General features: G+C 70.8%; 13 protein-coding genes. 9 read left to right on the top strand and 4 right to left on the bottom strand.

Going from position 1 to position 16,315, the window contains the following annotated elements:
* Positions 1-142: 142 nt before the first annotated feature.
* A complete protein-coding gene (locus ACZ4LX_RS16515; RefSeq protein WP_467642192.1) occupies positions 143-1,012 on the top strand; it encodes an arylamine N-acetyltransferase family protein in 870 nt (289 codons plus the stop codon).
* A 185-nt stretch (positions 1,013-1,197) separates the two neighbouring features.
* Positions 1,198-2,082, top strand: a complete 885-nt coding sequence (locus tag ACZ4LX_RS16520; RefSeq protein WP_467642190.1) for a YceI family protein — start codon at positions 1,198-1,200, stop codon at positions 2,080-2,082.
* Between the two features lie 37 nt (positions 2,083-2,119).
* Here the strand turns inward: ACZ4LX_RS16520 and ACZ4LX_RS16525 are convergent, their stop codons facing one another.
* A complete protein-coding gene (locus tag ACZ4LX_RS16525) occupies positions 2,120-2,365 on the bottom strand; it encodes a hypothetical protein (protein ID WP_467642188.1) in 246 nt (81 codons plus the stop codon).
* 310 nt (positions 2,366-2,675) lie between these two features.
* On the opposite strand from ACZ4LX_RS16525, the gene holA reads away from it, so the two are divergent.
* On the top strand, positions 2,676-3,671 hold the full coding sequence (holA, locus tag ACZ4LX_RS16530; protein ID WP_467642186.1) for a DNA polymerase III subunit delta: 996 nt from the start codon (positions 2,676-2,678) through the stop codon (positions 3,669-3,671).
* A 330-nt stretch (positions 3,672-4,001) separates the two neighbouring features.
* Here the strand turns inward: holA and rpsT are convergent, their stop codons facing one another.
* Positions 4,002-4,268, bottom strand: coding sequence for a 30S ribosomal protein S20 (gene rpsT / locus ACZ4LX_RS16535; RefSeq protein ID WP_266778644.1), 267 nt, complete (start codon positions 4,266-4,268; stop codon positions 4,002-4,004).
* A gap of 215 nt (positions 4,269-4,483) precedes the next feature.
* Between rpsT and lepA the strand changes: the two genes are divergently transcribed.
* The 4 genes from lepA (at position 4,484) to hemW (ending at position 12,210) form a co-directional block, all read left to right on the top strand.
* The gene (lepA, locus tag ACZ4LX_RS16540; RefSeq protein WP_467642184.1) at positions 4,484-6,358 is read left to right on the top strand and encodes a translation elongation factor 4; all 1,875 of its coding nucleotides are present in this window, start codon (positions 4,484-4,486) and stop codon (positions 6,356-6,358) included.
* A 286-nt stretch (positions 6,359-6,644) separates the two neighbouring features.
* Positions 6,645-8,534, top strand: a complete 1,890-nt coding sequence (locus ACZ4LX_RS16545) for an AMP-dependent synthetase/ligase (RefSeq protein WP_467642182.1) — start codon at positions 6,645-6,647, stop codon at positions 8,532-8,534.
* A gap of 486 nt (positions 8,535-9,020) precedes the next feature.
* Positions 9,021-10,925 carry a SpoIIE family protein phosphatase gene (locus ACZ4LX_RS16550; protein ID WP_467642220.1) on the top strand — a complete coding sequence of 635 codons (1,905 nt, stop codon included), beginning with the start codon at positions 9,021-9,023 and terminating at the stop codon, positions 10,923-10,925.
* Positions 10,926-10,977: 52 nt separating this feature from the next.
* Positions 10,978-12,210, top strand: a complete 1,233-nt coding sequence (hemW, locus tag ACZ4LX_RS16555; protein WP_467642180.1) for a radical SAM family heme chaperone HemW — start codon at positions 10,978-10,980, stop codon at positions 12,208-12,210.
* 76 nt (positions 12,211-12,286) lie between these two features.
* On the opposite strand, the gene ACZ4LX_RS16560 is transcribed toward hemW, so the two are convergent.
* Positions 12,287-13,111 (bottom strand): DUF3097 domain-containing protein, encoded by an 825-nt coding sequence (locus tag ACZ4LX_RS16560; protein ID WP_467642179.1) that lies wholly within the window; start codon positions 13,109-13,111, stop codon positions 12,287-12,289.
* 25 nt (positions 13,112-13,136) lie between these two features.
* Positions 13,137-13,868, bottom strand: a complete 732-nt coding sequence (locus tag ACZ4LX_RS16565) for an MBL fold metallo-hydrolase (RefSeq protein ID WP_467642178.1) — start codon at positions 13,866-13,868, stop codon at positions 13,137-13,139.
* 185 nt (positions 13,869-14,053) lie between these two features.
* Between ACZ4LX_RS16565 and hrcA the strand changes: the two genes are divergently transcribed.
* Together hrcA and dnaJ are read left to right on the top strand one after the other, a co-directional pair.
* The gene (hrcA, locus tag ACZ4LX_RS16570) at positions 14,054-15,070 is read left to right on the top strand and encodes a heat-inducible transcriptional repressor HrcA (RefSeq protein ID WP_467642176.1); all 1,017 of its coding nucleotides are present in this window, start codon (positions 14,054-14,056) and stop codon (positions 15,068-15,070) included.
* Positions 15,071-16,207: a molecular chaperone DnaJ gene (gene dnaJ, locus ACZ4LX_RS16575; protein WP_467642174.1), complete on the top strand. Its 1,137-nt coding sequence runs from the start codon at positions 15,071-15,073 to the stop codon at positions 16,205-16,207.
* The last annotated feature ends 108 nt before the right edge of the window (positions 16,208-16,315 follow it).

Genomic DNA, 16,315 nt, shown 5'->3' on the forward strand with positions numbered 1-16,315 from the left:
GGCGGACGAACTCCCACTCGGCATCCGACAGTTCATGGCGACGTATCACCCGACCATGATCCACCACACAAGATCATTTGACGACAGAACCTAGGACCACCGTCTTATGGCAGGCCGGTGCTCGCCGGGTCAGACTGCCCGCATGGACCCGCGACCCCCGCAGACCGCCGACGCCTACCTGGAGCGCATCGGCGCCACCCGGCCCGCGCGCCCCGATGCCCAGGCGCTGCGCGAGCTGCAGCTGCGCCACCTCACCACCGTGCCCTTCGAGAACCTCTCGATCCACCTCGGCGAAGACATCGTGCTGGAGGAGGGGGCGCTCCTCGACAAGATCGTGGCGGACCGCCGGGGCGGGTTCTGCTACGAACTCAACGGCGCCTTCGCCGCACTGCTGCGGGCGCTCGGCTTCCGCGTCACGCTGCTCCAGGCGCGGGTCCACGGCGAAGCGGGACGGCTCGGAATCCCGTACGACCACATGGCGCTGCGGGTGGAGACGGACGACGGCACAGGGCCCTGGCTGGCCGATGCCGGCTTCGGCGACCATGCCCAGCATCCGCTCGCGCTCGACGACCGCACGGACCAGGTGGACCCGCGCGGCACCTTCCGGATCGCGCCGGCCCCCGCCGAGGGCGGCGGCGATGGCGTTGCGAGCCGCGAGGGCTGCGACGGCGGCGAGGACTACGGGGACGTCGATGTGGTGCGGGACGGTGCGCCCCAGTTCCGTCTGGACCCGCGTCCCCGGGCGCTGGACGACTTCCGGGCCGGAGCCTGGTACCACCGGACCTCACCCGACTCCGGCTTCACCCGCTCGCCGGTCTGCTCGCGTTTCACCGCCACCGGGCGGATCACGCTCAAAGGCCGCAGGCTCCTTACGACGGTGGGTACGGAACGCCATGAGACACGGCTGGGAAGCGATGAGGAGGTACTCGCCGCCTACCGCGAGCACTTCGGAGTGTTCCTCGACCGGCTGCCGCCCGAGGGAGGGGCTGGCGTTTCCGTGCCGAACCGGTGACACACGCAAGCGGAACGACCAATTCGGACCTTCGGTAACACGTGCACCCAAGCCCGCGCGAGCCGCTCTGTTTGCCTCGAACGCCACAAGGGTGATCGAATGCATGCTCGTCGGCGGGCCGCTGTTCCGACAACGACGTCCAGTCCTTCGGCCCGAGGTGAAACCGCCCCCGGGAGTGTGCGCAGATGTTCGGCCGTTGGTTCGGAAACAGGGGTACGACGGGTGCCGTACACGGCAACGCCCTCGCCGGACTTGCCGTACCGGACTCTGCGGGTGTCCTCAGCTGCCGGGTGCTCGACCCGGTCAACGAGGCGGTGCAGCAGGCGGAGTTCGTCGTTACGGACGCCGCGGGGCGCAAGGTCGTCGGCGGGGAGACGGATCCGTTCGGCAATGTTCTCGCCACGGTGCCGGCGGGGGAGTACCGGCTGGCTGTCACGGCGGAGGGGTTCACCCCGTTCCACGGTTCGGCAGTGGTTTCCGAAGGCGCTCTCTCGGGCCTGGGCGATGTGACCCTCCAGGTCGCCACGCCCCCGCAGCTGCCCGACCCGGGCGAGTGGGAGATCGAGCCGATGCACTCCCAGATCGGGTTCACGGCCCGGCACATCGGAATGGCCCGTATCCACGGCCGGTTCAACAACTTCGCGGGCGCGGTCCGGATCGCGGACCGCATGGAGAACTCGGCCATGCACGTGATCATCGACGCGGCGTCGATCGACACGAACGTCCAGATGCGGGACGACCACCTGCGTTCGAGCGACTTCCTCGATGTGGGCCGCTATCCGACGCTGGAGTTCTACAGCGACCGTTTCGTCCACCGGGGCGGTACCCGCTGGGGTGTGAGCGGCGCGCTCACCCTGCACGGGGTGAGCCGTACGGTGACGCTGGACACCCAGTACCTCGGCGTCGGCAACGGCCTGGAGGGCGAGACCCGCGCCGCCTGCCGCGCCACCACCGAGCTGCACCGCGAGGACTTCACCCTCACCTGGCAGACGATGCTGGCCCGTGGCATCGCGGCGGTCGGTTCCAGCATCTCGATCGACATGGACATCCAGATCGTTCCGAAGAGCTGACCCGGCCGGCCCGGAGCGGTGGCCGGGGTGACGCCGGCTACGGGGCCTCCAGCCAGCCCTCGTACTCCGCGGCGAACGCGTCGAGTGCCGCAGCGTCCAGGCGGCGGTCCGGATCCTCGACGACGACCAGCCACTGGGCGTCCTCGGCATCGTCCTCACCGGCCAGCGCGTCGCGTACGAGCTGCGGTTCCTCGGCGACCCCGAACCGGTCGGGCAGCTCTCCGGCCGCCTCCTCCGCGGCATCGCGGTCGGGCAGCACCAGCACATGTCTCACATCGCTCACCCGTCCATTCTCGGGTACGTGCCGAAGTGCCCCTGCCAACCCGGCGTCGGCTCGGCCGCCCGGGCCGTCCCGCCGCCTGCCCGGTCGCCCCGGCCGGCTCGCCGCCCGCTCGGCCATCTCGGCCGACCCGGCTGCCTCGGCCGGGATGGCTACCCCGGCTACCCTGGCCGGGATGGCTACCCCGGCGTCGGCTCGGCCGCCCGGGCCGTCCCGGCCCACCCGGCCGCGGCCGTACTGCCAGCGGCTGTACTGCCAGCGGCCGTACTGCCAGCGGCCGTACTGTCAGTGGCCCGTGGGATGCTGGACGACGATGGCCACCAGAAGGAATTCCACCGACGACCCGCTCGCCCCTCTCACGCTCGCCGTGGGGCAGGAGGACCTGCTCCTGGACCGCGCCGTGCAGCAAGTGGTGGCGGCGGCCCGCGCCTCCGACGCCGACACGGACGTCCGCGACCTCACATCCGACCAGCTCCAGCCGGGCACCCTTGCCGAGCTGACGAGCCCTTCGCTCTTCGCCGAGCGCAAGGTCGTGATCGTGCGCAACGCGCAGGATCTCTCCGCCGACACGGTCAAGGACGTCAAGAAGTATCTCGACGACCCGGTCGAGGAGATCATCCTCATGCTGCTGCACGCGGGCGGCGCCAAGGGTAAGGGGCTGCTCGACGCGGCACGCAAGGCCGGGGCGCGGGAGGTCGCGTGCCCGAAGACCACCAAGCCCGCCGAGCGCCTCTCCTTCGTGCGGGGCGAGTTCCGGACGCTGGGACGCTCCGCCACACCCGAGGCGTGTCAGGCGCTGGTCGACTCCATCGGCAGTGATCTGCGGGAGCTGGCGAGCGCGGCTTCACAGCTTGTCGCGGACGTCGAGGGCACGATCGACGAGGCCGTCGTCGGGCGGTACTACACGGGGCGCGCGGAGGCGTCGAGCTTCACGGTGGCGGACCGCGCGGTCGAGGGCCGGGCGGCGGAGGCCCTGGAGGCCCTGCGCTGGTCGTTGTCGACCGGCGTGGCCCCTGTTCTGATCACCAGCGCGCTCGCGCAGGGGGTACGGGGGATCGGCAAGCTCTTGTCGGCACGCGGGGGGCGGCCGGCGGACCTCGCCCGTGAGCTGGGCATGCCCCCGTGGAAGATCGACCGGGTGCGCCAGCAGACGCGGGGATGGACGCCGGACGGGGTGTCGGTGGCGCTGCGAGCGGTCGCTGACGCGGACGCGGGGGTCAAGGGCGGCGGGGACGACCCGGAGTACGCGCTGGAGAAGGCCGTGGTCGCGGTGGCGAGGGCGGCGCGAGTGGGGCGGGCAGGGCGGTAGCGGTACGCCCCGGCGAGGTGGAGGCCGAGGGGCTTGGCCGGCCTCCACCCGGGCCGGGTCCGGCCGAAGATCCGGGCCGGGGCGGATCCGGTCGGGGCGGACCGGCCAGGGTGGGCCGGGCGCGGTGTGGGCGGGTGGCGTCGCTGTGGTGCGGCGGTACGCCGAAGGCCCCGGCCGTCCCCCTGGGGAGGGGGTCGGCCGGGGCCTTCGCTCTGCGCTTGGTGCGCCGCACCCGCGTGGCGAACGCAGGTTCGGTGTGCGGCGCGGGGTGCCGGTCAGGAACGGGAGAGAGGGCCCGCTTGGTCCGTTCCGGCGATCACATCAGAATGCTCAGCCCTGGAGGGTGGCAACCTTGGTGGCCAGCGCCGACTTCTTGTTGGCGGCGGCGTTCTTGTGGATGACACCCTTCGAGACAGCCTTGTCGAGCGCGCGCGAAGCGTCGCGAACGGCCACAGTGGCCTTCTCGACGTCGCCCGCTACGACGGCCTCGCGGGCCTTGCGGATCGCGGTCTTGAGCGAGGACTTGACGGCCTTGTTGCGCAGGCGCGCCTTCTCGTTCGTCTTGTTCCGCTTGATCTGGGACTTGATGTTCGCCACGAAAAGAGCCTTTTCAGGTTCGTTGGATCTTCGGTGTGTGTCCTCGCGGCCCGAGAGTCACGAGGCACAGCTGTCCACGGTAGCAGTCGCACTCCGACCGGCCCAAACCGGTCTTCACCCCGCAGGCGTGGGACGATGGAGGCTACGTACAGATCCGACCGACCCGACATCGACCCGAGACACGGCGTTCGGCGTCTCAAGAATCAGGACCCTGCGTGCCCGCGACTCCTCTCCACGTGCCCGAGCCGAGCCGTACCGACCCGGCGCTGATCCGTAACTTCTGCATCATCGCGCACATCGACCACGGCAAGTCGACCCTTGCCGACCGGATGCTTCAGCTGACCGGTGTGGTCGACCAGCGGCAGATGCGCGCTCAGTACCTCGACCGGATGGACATCGAGCGCGAGCGTGGCATCACCATCAAGTCCCAGGCGGTACGACTGCCCTGGGCGCCCACGACCGGCGAGGGCCAGGGCAGCACCCACGTCCTCAACATGATCGACACTCCGGGACACGTCGACTTCACCTACGAGGTCTCCCGGTCCCTGGCCGCCTGTGAGGGCACGGTCCTGCTGGTCGACGCCGCGCAGGGCATCGAGGCCCAGACGCTGGCCAACCTCTATCTGGCGATGGAGAACGACCTCACCATCGTCCCGGTGCTCAACAAGATCGACCTCCCGGCCGCCCAGCCCGAGAAGTTCTCCGAGGAGCTGGCCAACCTCATCGGCTGCCAGCCCGAGGACGTCCTCAAGGTCTCCGCGAAGACCGGCGTGGGCGTGGACGCGCTGCTCGACCGGGTGGTCAGGGACGTCCCGGCGCCCGTCGGCAAGGCCGACGCCCCGGCCCGCGCGATGATCTTCGACTCGGTCTATGACGCGTACCGAGGTGTCGTCACGTACGTCCGAGTCGTCGACGGCCAGCTGAACAAGCGCGAGCGCATCCGGATGATGTCGACCGGAGCCACCCACGAGCTGCTGGAGATCGGTGTCTCCTCCCCGGAGATGACCCCGTCCGACGGCATCGGCGTCGGTGAGGTCGGCTACATCATCACCGGTGTGAAGGACGTCAGGCAGTCCAAGGTCGGTGACACGATCACCTCCCTGAGCAACGGGGCGACCGAGGCGCTGGGCGGCTACAAGGACCCCAAGCCGATGGTGTTCTCGGGTCTCTACCCGCTGGACGGATCGGACTACCCGGACCTGCGCGAGGCCCTGGACAAGCTCCAGCTCAACGACGCCGCGCTGGTGTACGAGCCGGAGACCTCCGCCGCGCTCGGCTTCGGTTTCCGGGTCGGCTTCCTCGGCCTGCTCCACCTCGACGTCGTCCGTGAGCGGCTGGAGCGCGAGTTCGGTCTCGACCTCATCGCGACCGCTCCCAACGTGGTCTACCGCGTCGAGATGGAGGACGGCACCGAGCACACCGTCACCAACCCGAGCGAGTTCCCCGAGGGCAAGATCGACAAGGTGCACGAGCCGGTCGTCCGGGCCACGGTCCTGGCGCCCAGTGAGTTCATCGGCGCGATCATGGAGCTCTGCCAGCAGCGCCGGGGCACGCTCCTGGGCATGGACTACCTCTCCGAGGACCGTGTCGAGATCCGCTACACCCTGCCGCTCGCCGAGATCGTCTTCGACTTCTTCGACCAGCTGAAGTCCAAGACGCGGGGTTACGCCTCCCTCGACTACGAGCCCACCGGCGAGCAGTCCGCCCAGCTCGTCAAGGTCGACATCCTGCTGCACGGCGACAAGGTCGACGCGTTCTCCGCGGTCACGCACAAGGACAAGGCGTACGCGTACGGCGTCCGGCTCGTCGCCAAGCTGCAGAAGCTCATCCCGAGGCAGAACTTCGAGGTGCCGATCCAGGCGGCCATCGGCTCCCGGGTCATCGCCCGTGAGACCGTCCGCGCCATCCGCAAGGACGTCCTCGCCAAGTGCTACGGCGGTGACATCTCCCGTAAGCGGAAGCTGCTGGAGAAGCAGAAGGAAGGCAAGAAGCGGATGAAGATGGTCGGCAATGTGGAGGTGCCGCAGGACGCGTTCATCTCCGTGCTGTCGACCGACGAGTCCGCCGGGGAGGGCAAGGCCAAGAAGTAGTGGGCAGGCGTGGCGGCGAGGCGGCACAGAGCCTCGCCCGCCGCTTCCCACCGGCCGGTAGGCGAACGGGTCCCCGCAGCGCGGAACGCTGCGCCGCGGGGGCCCGTTCGTTATGAAGCGGGGGCCTGTTGCCTCTTACGCGGGGCGCGTGGGCGCTTTACTCTGATCACGGCTTCGTAGTTACTCGCCAGTTAAACAAGCGCCGTCAAGTACGCAGACGTAAGCGGAGAGCACACCCCAACCCAGCAGCCCGTCGTGAAGCACTGCCGCAGGCCCGGAGGATGTCGTGAGCGACACACAGACCATGATCGAGAACCGTCCGCCCTCCGTGGCGACCCTCTTCATCGACCGGGTGGCAGCCACCCCGGACGGGGAGGCCTACCGCTACCCCGTCCCCGCGGCCGCCGGTCAGGGGCCCGACGAGTGGAAGTCGCTCAGCTGGGCGCAGGCCGCCGAACGGGTCTACGCGGTGGCGGCCGGGCTGATCGCGCTGGGCGTGCGGCCGGAGGAGCGCGTCGCGCTCGCCGCGAGCACCCGGGTCGAATGGATCCTCGTCGACCTCGGGGTCATGTGCGCGGGCGCCGCGACCACCACGATCTACCCCTCGACCAACACGGAGGAGTCGGCGTTCATCCTCTCCGACTCCGAGAGCCGGGTACTGATCGCCGAGGACGCCGTGCAGCTGGCCAAGGCCCGGGAGCGCCGCGACGAGCTGCCGAACCTCGCCCATGTCGTCGTCATCGACGCCGAGGGCGCCGGACCGGCCGAGGGCGACCCGGAGGGCTGGGTGCTCACACTGGCCGAACTGGAGGCCCTGGGCACCGAGCATCTGGCCAAGAACCCCGCCGCGATCACCGAGCGGGTCGACGCGATCACTTCCGAGCAGCTCGCGACCCTCATCTACACCTCGGGCACCACCGGCCGTCCCAAGGGCGTACGGCTGCCGCACGACAACTGGTCGTACATGGCCAAGGCGACCATCGCCACCGGGCTGATCACCAAGGACGACGTCCAGTACCTCTGGCTGCCGCTCGCGCACGTCTTCGGCAAGGTCCTCACCTCCGGCCAGATCGAGGTGGGGCACGTCACCGCCGTCGACGGCCGGGTCGACAAGATCATCGAGAACCTGCCGATCGTCCAGCCGACCTACATGGCGGCCGTCCCCCGGATCTTCGAGAAGGTCTACAACGGCGTCGCGGCCAAGGCCCGCGCCGGCGGCGGAGCCAAGTACAAGATCTTCCTCTGGGCGGCAGGGGTCGCCCGCGAGTACGCGAAGGTCTCCCAGGACAATTTCCGGCGCACCGGCACCGCCTCCGTGCCCTTCGCGCTCGGTGCCAAGCACAAGGTGGCCGACGGCCTCGTCTTCGCGAAGATCCGCGAGGCCTTCGGCGGCCGGCTCCGCGCCTGTATCTCGGGCTCCGCCGCGCTCGCCCCCGACATCGGCTTCTTCTTCGCGGGCGCCGGCATCCACATCCTGGAGGGCTACGGCCTGACCGAGACGAGCGCGGCCTCCTTCGTCAACCCGGGCGAGGCCTACCGCACCGGCACCGTCGGCAAGCCGCTTTCCGGCACCGAGGTCCGGATCGCCGACGACGGCGAGATCCTTCTGCGCAGCCCCGGCGTGATGCAGGGCTACCAGGGGCTGCCGGAGAAGACGGCCGAGGTGCTGGAGGCCGACGGCTGGTTCCACACCGGTGACATCGGAGAACTGTCCGTGGACGGCTATCTGCGGATCACCGACCGCAAGAAGGACCTGATCAAGACGTCCGGCGGCAAGTACATCGCGCCGGCCGAGGTCGAGGGCCAGTTCAAGGCGGTCTGCCCGTTCGTCTCCAACATCCTGGTGCACGGCGCGGACCGTAACTTCTGCACCGCGCTCATCGCCCTCGACGAGCCGACCATCCTCGGCTGGGCCGCCGAGAACGGCATGGAGGGGAAGTCGTACGCGGACGTCGTGGCGTCCCCGCAGACCGTCGAGCTCATCGACGGCTATGTGAAGCGCCTCAACGAGGGACTTCAGCGCTGGCAGACGATCAAGCAGTTCCGGCTCCTTCCGCGCGACCTCGACATCGAGCACGGCGAGGTCACCCCGAGCCTCAAACTGAAGCGGCCGGTCGTCGAGCGCGTGTACAAGGACCTGATCGACGGCATGTACGCGGGCTCCCGGGAGGCGTAACGGTCTTCTGGCCTGTTCCCGGCGTCCGGCGTCCGGCCTGTTCCCGGCCCCGGCGGCCGGCCCCCGGCCGCCACGTCCCGCGACGCGCACGCCGGATGCCGGACGACGGACGTCCGAACAGGCACTGCGCCCCCCGACCCGGCCCCCGCGTCCCGCGCGCGGGGGCCGGACCTCGTTCCGGGGGCCGTGTTCTGCCACTCACTTCAGTAACTCGACGCGTATGAGAGTGGCCGATCTGTCACTCTGTCGGTGTCGTCAGCGGCGCAAAGGGCCTGTACCGAGTTGCCCCTGGCGTCGCGGCGCCGGGCACGCACGCTCGCGGCCTGCCGAAACGCCCACGTGGGTCCGCCACGAGGACGCTCCGGCGCACGCCGGGCGCACGCGCCCGGCGCCGCTCCTTCCTCCACGGGGCAACTCGGTACAGGCCCTGACGGAGAACAGGCAGAGCGAGAACAGGTCAGGAGCCGTCCTGTGGGGCCCATTCCCTTGCAGCGGGACATCGTGCAACGTCCCGGAACCACTGGCGCGTCCACGGGGACACAGCCCACCGCCCGCACGAGCCTGCCCGGGAACCTGCTCGCGCCCTCCGCGGCCCGGCAGTTCGTCGCGGCGGCGCTCGCCGAGTGGAGCGGGCTCGGACTGCCCGCGGCCGTCGGCTTCAGCGAGCGGCTGTCCGACGACGCGGCGGTCGTCGTCAGCGAACTGGTCACCAACGCGGTCGTGCACGCCGGGACCAACGTCGAACTGCTCTTCCGGCTGGAGGAGGCGACCGAGGAAGAGGCCTCCGCGCTGGTGCTGGAGGTCTCCGACCACCACCCGGCCCGCGCCGTGCGCAGCGACCACCCCGAGAACGGCCCCGGGGACGAGGACGGGCCGGGAGAGCCCGCCGAGTACGGGCGCGGTCTGGAACTCGTCGCCACCCTCGCCGAGCGCTGGGGCATCACCTACCGCACCGGCCTCAAGACCGTCTGGGCCCGGCTCCCCGTCGACGACTGGAACCCCTTTCCCGACGCCCGCCCGGAGGCCGGATTCCAGCACGGACTGCGCGCCGCCGAACTGCTCGCCCCCACCGCCCGCCGCGCCCTGCGCGACGACGCGGACTGGGCGGGCCGAGGCGCGCTGTCGTTCCTCGCCGAGGCCTCGGACCTGCTGACCGGCCAGCTCGACGAGGACATCGTGGCGGCGCTCGCCGGACAGTTACTCGTGCCCCGGCTCGCCGACTGGTGCGCGATCTGGCTGGAACCCGAGACCGCGGGCCGCGCGGCCGTTCCCAGGCTCGCCAAGGTCTGGCACGCCGACGAGACCCGCATCCAGCCGCTGCGCACCCTGCTGGAGGGCGACCCGCTCCGGCTTCCCGAGCGGGTGGGGACAGGACCCGTCTCGATGCCGTGGCCCGGCAGCGCCGAGGACGGCGGGCAGCCGGACGGGACCGAAGGCGTCGCCCTCGCCTACCGGATCACCTCGGGGGGCCGCACCCTGGGCGCCGTCTACCTCGGCCGCGGAGGCATCGCCCGCGTCCCCGACGAGGTCACGGCGCTCATCGAGGACTTCGTACGCAGGGTCGGCCTCGCCGTCGGCGCCGCCCGCGCCTACACCCGGCAGGCCACCATCAGCCGCATCCTCCAGCGCGGACTGCTGCCCAGCAAGGTCGCCGACATACCCGGCGTCGCCAGTTCCCTGGTCTACGAACCCAGCGACGACGGGGTGGTCGGCGGTGACTTCTACGACATTTTCCCGTGCCCCAACGACCGCTGGTGCTTCGTACTCGGCGACGTCCAGGGCAGCGGCCCCGAAGCTGCCGTCGTGACCGGGCTCGCCCGCCCCTGGCTGCGGCTGCTGGCCCGGGAGGGCTTCCAGGCCGACGAGGTCCTGGTCCGCCTCAACCGGCTCCTCCTCGACGACGCGATGGAGGCCGCCGAGGCGGCCGCGCTGATGGTCGCAGCCGCCGGCGGCCAGCACTCGGCGGACAGCGGGCAGTCCCGGTTCCTCTCCCTGCTGTACGGGGAACTCGTGCCGCTCCCCGGCGGTGGCGCGCGCTGCACCCTGGTCAGCGCCGGCCACCCGCTCCCGCTGCTGCTGCGCCCCGACGGGACGGTGCGCCCGGCCGCCGAACCCCAGCTGCTCCTCGGCGTCATGGACGATGCCGTGTACGAGACCCAGAGCTTCGACCTGGCCCCCGGCGACAGCCTCCTGTGCGTCACGGACGGGGTGACGGAACGGCGCTCCGGGCAGCTGATGTTCGATGACGGCGACGGACTGGCGCAGGCGCTCTCCGGCTGCGCGGGGCTCACCGCGGAAGGCATCGCGGACCGCATCAAGCACGCCGTCCACGCGTTCGCCGAGCGCCCGCCGGACGACGATCTGGCCCTGCTCGTCCTCCAGGCCCAGTAGCCCGTCCCGGGCGTGGCGTCCGGTTGCCGGGCGGCGCGCGACAATGGACGGTATGCCTTCCGTACTGCCCGATGGTGAGCCCGTGCCCGACGACGGGGCGCTGCCCCGCCATGCCCTGGAAGGCGCAGCCGGCCGCCCGCTCGGCTTCTACCTGCATGTGCCGTACTGCGCGACCCGCTGCGGCTACTGCGACTTCAACACCTACACCGCGACCGAGCTGCGCGGCTCCGGCGGTGCGCTCGCCTCCCGGGACAACTACGCCTCCCACCTCGTCGGCGAGGTCCGCCATGCCCGCAAGGTCCTCGGCGACGACCCCCGGCAGGTCCGTACGGTCTTCGTCGGAGGCGGAACGCCGACGCTCCTGGCCGCCGCCGACCTGGTCCGGATGCTGGCCGCGATCCGGGAGGAGTTCGGCCTCGCGGACGATGCCGAGATCACCACCGAGGCCAACCCGGAGTCCGTCGGCCCCGCCTACCTGGCCGAGCTGCGCGAAGGCGGCTTCAACCGGATCTCCTTCGGCATGCAGAGCGCCCGGCAGCACGTCCTGAAGATCCTCGACCGCACTCACACCCCGGGCCGGCCCGAGGCCTGTGTCGCCGAGGCCAGGGCGGCCGGCTTCGACCACGTCAACCTCGACCTGATCTACGGCACCCCGGGGGAGTCCGACGACGACTGGCGCGCCTCCCTCGACGCGGCGATCGGCGCAGGCCCCGACCATGTGTCGGCGTACGCCCTGATCGTCGAGGAGGGCACCCAGCTGGCCCGCCGGATCAAGCGCGGCGAGATCCCGATGACGGACGACGACGCGCACGCCGACCGCTATCTCATCGCGGACGAGGCGATGGCCGCCGCGGGCTTCTCCTGGTACGAGGTGTCGAACTGGGCCCGGACCCCCGAGGGCCGCTGTCTGCACAACGAGCTGTACTGGCGCGGCGCCGACTGGTGGGGCGCCGGACCCGGCGCGCACAGCCACGTCGGCGGTGTGCGCTGGTGGAACGTGAAGCACCCGGGTGCGTACGCGCAGGCGCTGGCCGAGGGGCGCTCACCCGGCGCGGGCCGCGAGGTCCTCTCCGCCGAGGACCGTCGCGTCGAGCGCATCCTGCTGGAGCTGCGGCTCGTCGACGGCTGCCCGCTCTCGCTCCTCGCCCCGGCCGGGCTGGCGGCCGCCGGGCGGGCGGTGGCGGACGGACGGCTGGAGCCTGGGCCGTTCGCGGAGGGCCGGGCCGTGCTGACCCTGCGGGGGCGGCTGCTGGCGGACGCGGTGGTGCGGGACCTGGTGGACTGAGGCGCTGGGACGGGGCTGGGGGCTCCGCCCCGGCCCTGCTCCGCCCCGCCCCCGCTCCTCAACCGTCGGAGGGGCCTCAAGCGGTGGGGGGCACGGTCACATGGTCGATCAGATGCTCCACACACCCCAGCAGCTCCGGCTCCAGGTCCTTGTAGGACCGCACCCGCGACAGGATGTGCTGCCACGCCGCACCGGTGTTTTCCGGCCACCCCAGCGACCGGCACACACCCGTCTTCCAGTCCTGGCCGTGCGGCACCACCGGCCAGCCAGGAATACCGACGGACGACGGCTTCACGGCCTCCCACACGTCGATGTACGGGTGGCCGACCACCAGCACGTTCCCGTCCGAGATCTGTGCCGCGATCCGGGACTCCTTCGAGCCCGGTACGAGATGGTCGACCAGCACCCCGAGCCGCGCGTCCGGGCCCGGTGAGAACTCGCGCACGATCGCGGGGAGGTCGTCGATGCCCTCCAGGTACTCCACGACCACGCCCTCGATCCGCAGGTCGTCGCCCCAGACCCGCTCCACCAGCTCGGCGTCGTGCCGGCCCTCCACATAGATCCGCCCCGCCCGCGCCACCCGCGCCCGCGCGCCGGGCACGGCCACCGAGCCGGAGGCCGTACGGGCGGGCCGGGCCGGGCCGCCCGCGGACGGGCGCACCAGCGTGACGACCCGGCCCTCCAGCAGGAATCCGCGCGGTGTCATCGGGAAGACCCGGTGCTTGCCGAAACGGTCCTCCAGGGTCACCGTCGGGCCCTCGGCCGTCTTCTCGCACCGGATCACCGCACCGCAGAAGCCGGTGACGGCGTCCTCCACGACCAGATCGGGATCGGCGGGCACCTCGGGGGCGGGGGCGGACTTCTTCCACGGCGGGGTCAGGTCCGGCTGGTAGCTGCGCATCGGACGACGATATGCGGGGAGCGGGCTACGACACGCCGAACCGAGCAGCGAGGCTTTCGCGCTGGGCCCGTACGAACGCGGCGTCCACGACCGCCCCGTGCCCCGGTACGTACAGCGCGTCCTCGCCGCCCAGTTCCAGCAGCCGGTCCAGCGCCGCCGGCCAGCGCTCGGGGAACGCGTCCGGGCCCGCCTGCGGTTCACCGGACTCCTCGACCAGGTCGCCGCAGAACACGATCGGCGGCGAGCCGGGGACGCCGGGCACCAGCACCGCCAGATCGTGACCGCTGTGTGCGGGACCCGCGTTCACGAGCAGCACCTCGCGCCCGCCGCCCAGATCGAGCGTCCATTCGGCGTGCACCTCGTGACCGGGCGCCACCAGCACGTCCGCCGACTCGGCCGCGTCGTGCTCGGGCAGGCCCTGGCGGACCGCGTCGGCGTGCAGTTCGTCGGCCCCTTTCCGCAGCGCGTCCACCATGCCCGCAGCGCCGTACACCTGTGCCCCTGCGAAGGCCGCCGTACCCAGCACATGATCGAAATGGGGGTGGCTGAGTGCGATATGCGTCACCCTCCGGCCCAGCAGTGCCTCGGTCTGGCGGCGCACCTCGGCGGCTTCGGAGAGTGACGATCCTGTGTCGCAGAGCAGCACCCCGTCCGCCCCGGCCACCAGGGCGACCGTCGCGTCCCACACCGGAAGGCGTCGCCGGCCTGCTCCGTGTCCGAGCCGCTCCCAGCCGAACTCTTCCCAAGAGGCATCCATACGACGACGCTATCGGCAACGACCTGCGCGGTCTCGCGGTAGCGTGGCCGGTCGCCCTTGCTAGGGGGCCACCCCGTCGCCGTACACTGGCCGGGGGATTGCTGGCACTCGTACACACAGAGTGCCAGGAGAAGCCCCGGAAACGGCCCGAGAACCACTGAGGTACACAGCTGGAGGTGTGCGCGATGCTCAGCGAACGCAGACTCGAAGTGCTGCGCGCCATCGTCCAGGACTATGTCGGCACCGAGGAGCCCGTCGGCTCCAAGGCGCTCACGGAGCGGCACAAGCTGGGGGTCTCCCCGGCCACCGTCCGCAATGACATGGCGGTGCTGGAGGACGAGGGCTTCATCGCCCAGCCGCACACCAGCGCGGGACGCATCCCGACGGACAAGGGTTACCGGCTCTTCGTCGACAAGCTCGCGGGCGTCAAGCCCCTGTCGTCGCCGGAGCGCCGTGCCATTCAGAATTTCCTCGACGGCGCGGTCGACCTCGACGATGTCGTGGGCCGTACCGTACGGCTGCTCGCGCAGCTGACCCGGCAGGTCGCCGTCGTGCAGTACCCCTCGCTGACCCGCTCGACGGTGCGGCATGTGGAACTGCTCTCCCTGGCCCCCGCCCGGCTGATGCTCGTGCTGATCACGGACACCGGCCGGGTCGAACAGCGGCTGGTCGACTGTCCCGCGCCGTTCGGCGAGACCTCTCTCGCCGATCTGCGGGCCCGGCTCAACAGCAGGGTCGTGGGACGCCGTTTCGCTGACGTCCCGCAGCTGGTGCAGGACCTGCCGGAATCCTTCGAGTGCGAGGACCGGGGAACCGTGTCCACCGTGCTCTCGGTCCTCCTCGAATGCCTCGTCGAGGAGACGGAGGAGCGGCTGATGATCGGCGGCACCTCCAACCTGACCCGCTTCGGGCACGACTTCCCTGTGATGATCCGGCCGGTGCTGGAGGCATTGGAGGAACAGGTCGTGCTGCTGAAGCTGCTCGGCGAGGCCAAGGACTCGGGCATGACCGTACGTATCGGGCACGAGAACGCCCACGAGGGGCTCAACTCCACGTCCGTCGTCGCGGTCGGCTACGGTTCGGGCGACGAGGCAGTCGCCAAACTCGGCGTGGTCGGACCGACCCGCATGGACTACCCCGGAACGATGGGAGCGGTACGCGCAGTGGCACGTTACGTCGGACAGATCCTGGCGGAGTCGTAAGTGGCCACGGACTACTACGCCGTACTCGGCGTGCGCCGCGACGCTTCGCAGGACGAGATCAAGAAGGCATTCCGGAGGCTCGCCCGCGAGCTGCACCCGGATGTGAACCCCGATCCGAAGACCCAGGAGCGGTTCAAGGAGATCAACGCCGCTTACGAGGTGTTGTCGGACGCTCAGAAGAAGCAGGTCTACGACCTCGGCGGCGACCCGCTGTCCGCCTCCGGAGGCGGTGGCGCGGGCGGATTCGGACAGGGTGGCTTCGGCAACTTCTCCGACATCATGGACGCGTTCTTCGGTACGGCGTCGCAGCGCGGACCCCGTTCGCGCACCCGTCGCGGCCAGGACGCCATGATCCGGCTGGAGATCGACCTCGCCGAGTCGGCCTTCGGTACGACCAAGGACATCCAGGTCGACACGGCCGTCGTCTGTACGACGTGCAGTGGCGAGGGTGCCGCGCCCGGCACCTCCGCCCAGACCTGTGACATGTGCCGCGGCCGTGGCGAGGTCTCCCAGGTCACCCGGTCGTTCCTCGGCCAGGTCATGACCTCGCGGCCCTGCCCCCAGTGCCAGGGCTTCGGTACGGTCGTGCCGACCCCGTGCCCGGAGTGCGCCGGTGACGGCCGCATCCGCTCGCGGCGCACGCTCACCGTGAAGATCCCCGCGGGTGTCGACAACGGCACCCGCATCCAGCTCGCGGGCGAGGGCGAGGTCGGCCCCGGCGGCGGCCCGGCCGGTGATCTCTACGTCGAGATCCATGAGCTGCCGCACGCCGTGTTCCAGCGGCGCGGCGACGATCTGCACTGCACGGTCACCATCCCGATGACGGCGGCGGCTCTCGGCACCAAGGTGCCGCTGGAGACGCTCGACGGACTGGAGGAGGTCGACATCCGGCCGGGCACCCAGTCCGGCCAGTCCGTCCCGCTGCACGGGCGCGGCATCACGCACCTGCGGGGCGGCGGCCGCGGCGACCTGATCGTGCACGTCGAGGTGATGACCCCGACGAAGATGGACCCGGAGCAGGAGCGCCTCCTGCGCGAGCTGGCGAAGGTGCGCGGCGAGGAGCGGCCCACCGGCCAGTTCCAGCCAGGCCAGCAGGGCCTGTTCTCACGCCTGAAGGACGCGTTCAACGGCCGCTAGACCCACTCGGTGATGTCGTACGGGCCCGGTTTCCGGGCCCGTACCGCATTGTGGACAAAATGTGGCAGCGGGGTGAGCATCACCGGACACGGGGGACATGACACGATG

It is taken from the genome of Streptomyces sp. NPDC026062 (assembly GCF_055568375.1).

What these genes read in the sequence shown, in the direction of transcription:
- ACZ4LX_RS16515 (WP_467642192.1), top strand. Translation starts at nt 143, where the DNA reads ATGGACCCGCGACCCCCGCAGACCGCCGACGCCTACCTGGAGCGCATC.
- ACZ4LX_RS16520 (WP_467642190.1), top strand. Translation starts at nt 1,198, where the DNA reads ATGTTCGGCCGTTGGTTCGGAAACAGGGGTACGACGGGTGCCGTACAC.
- holA (WP_467642186.1), top strand. Translation starts at nt 2,676, where the DNA reads ATGGCCACCAGAAGGAATTCCACCGACGACCCGCTCGCCCCTCTCACG.
- hemW (WP_467642180.1), top strand. Translation starts at nt 10,978, where the DNA reads ATGCCTTCCGTACTGCCCGATGGTGAGCCCGTGCCCGACGACGGGGCG.
- ACZ4LX_RS16560 (WP_467642179.1), bottom strand. Translation starts at nt 13,111, where the DNA reads ATGCGCAGCTACCAGCCGGACCTGACCCCGCCGTGGAAGAAGTCCGCC.
- ACZ4LX_RS16565 (WP_467642178.1), bottom strand. Translation starts at nt 13,868, where the DNA reads ATGGATGCCTCTTGGGAAGAGTTCGGCTGGGAGCGGCTCGGACACGGA.
- hrcA (WP_467642176.1), top strand. Translation starts at nt 14,054, where the DNA reads ATGCTCAGCGAACGCAGACTCGAAGTGCTGCGCGCCATCGTCCAGGAC.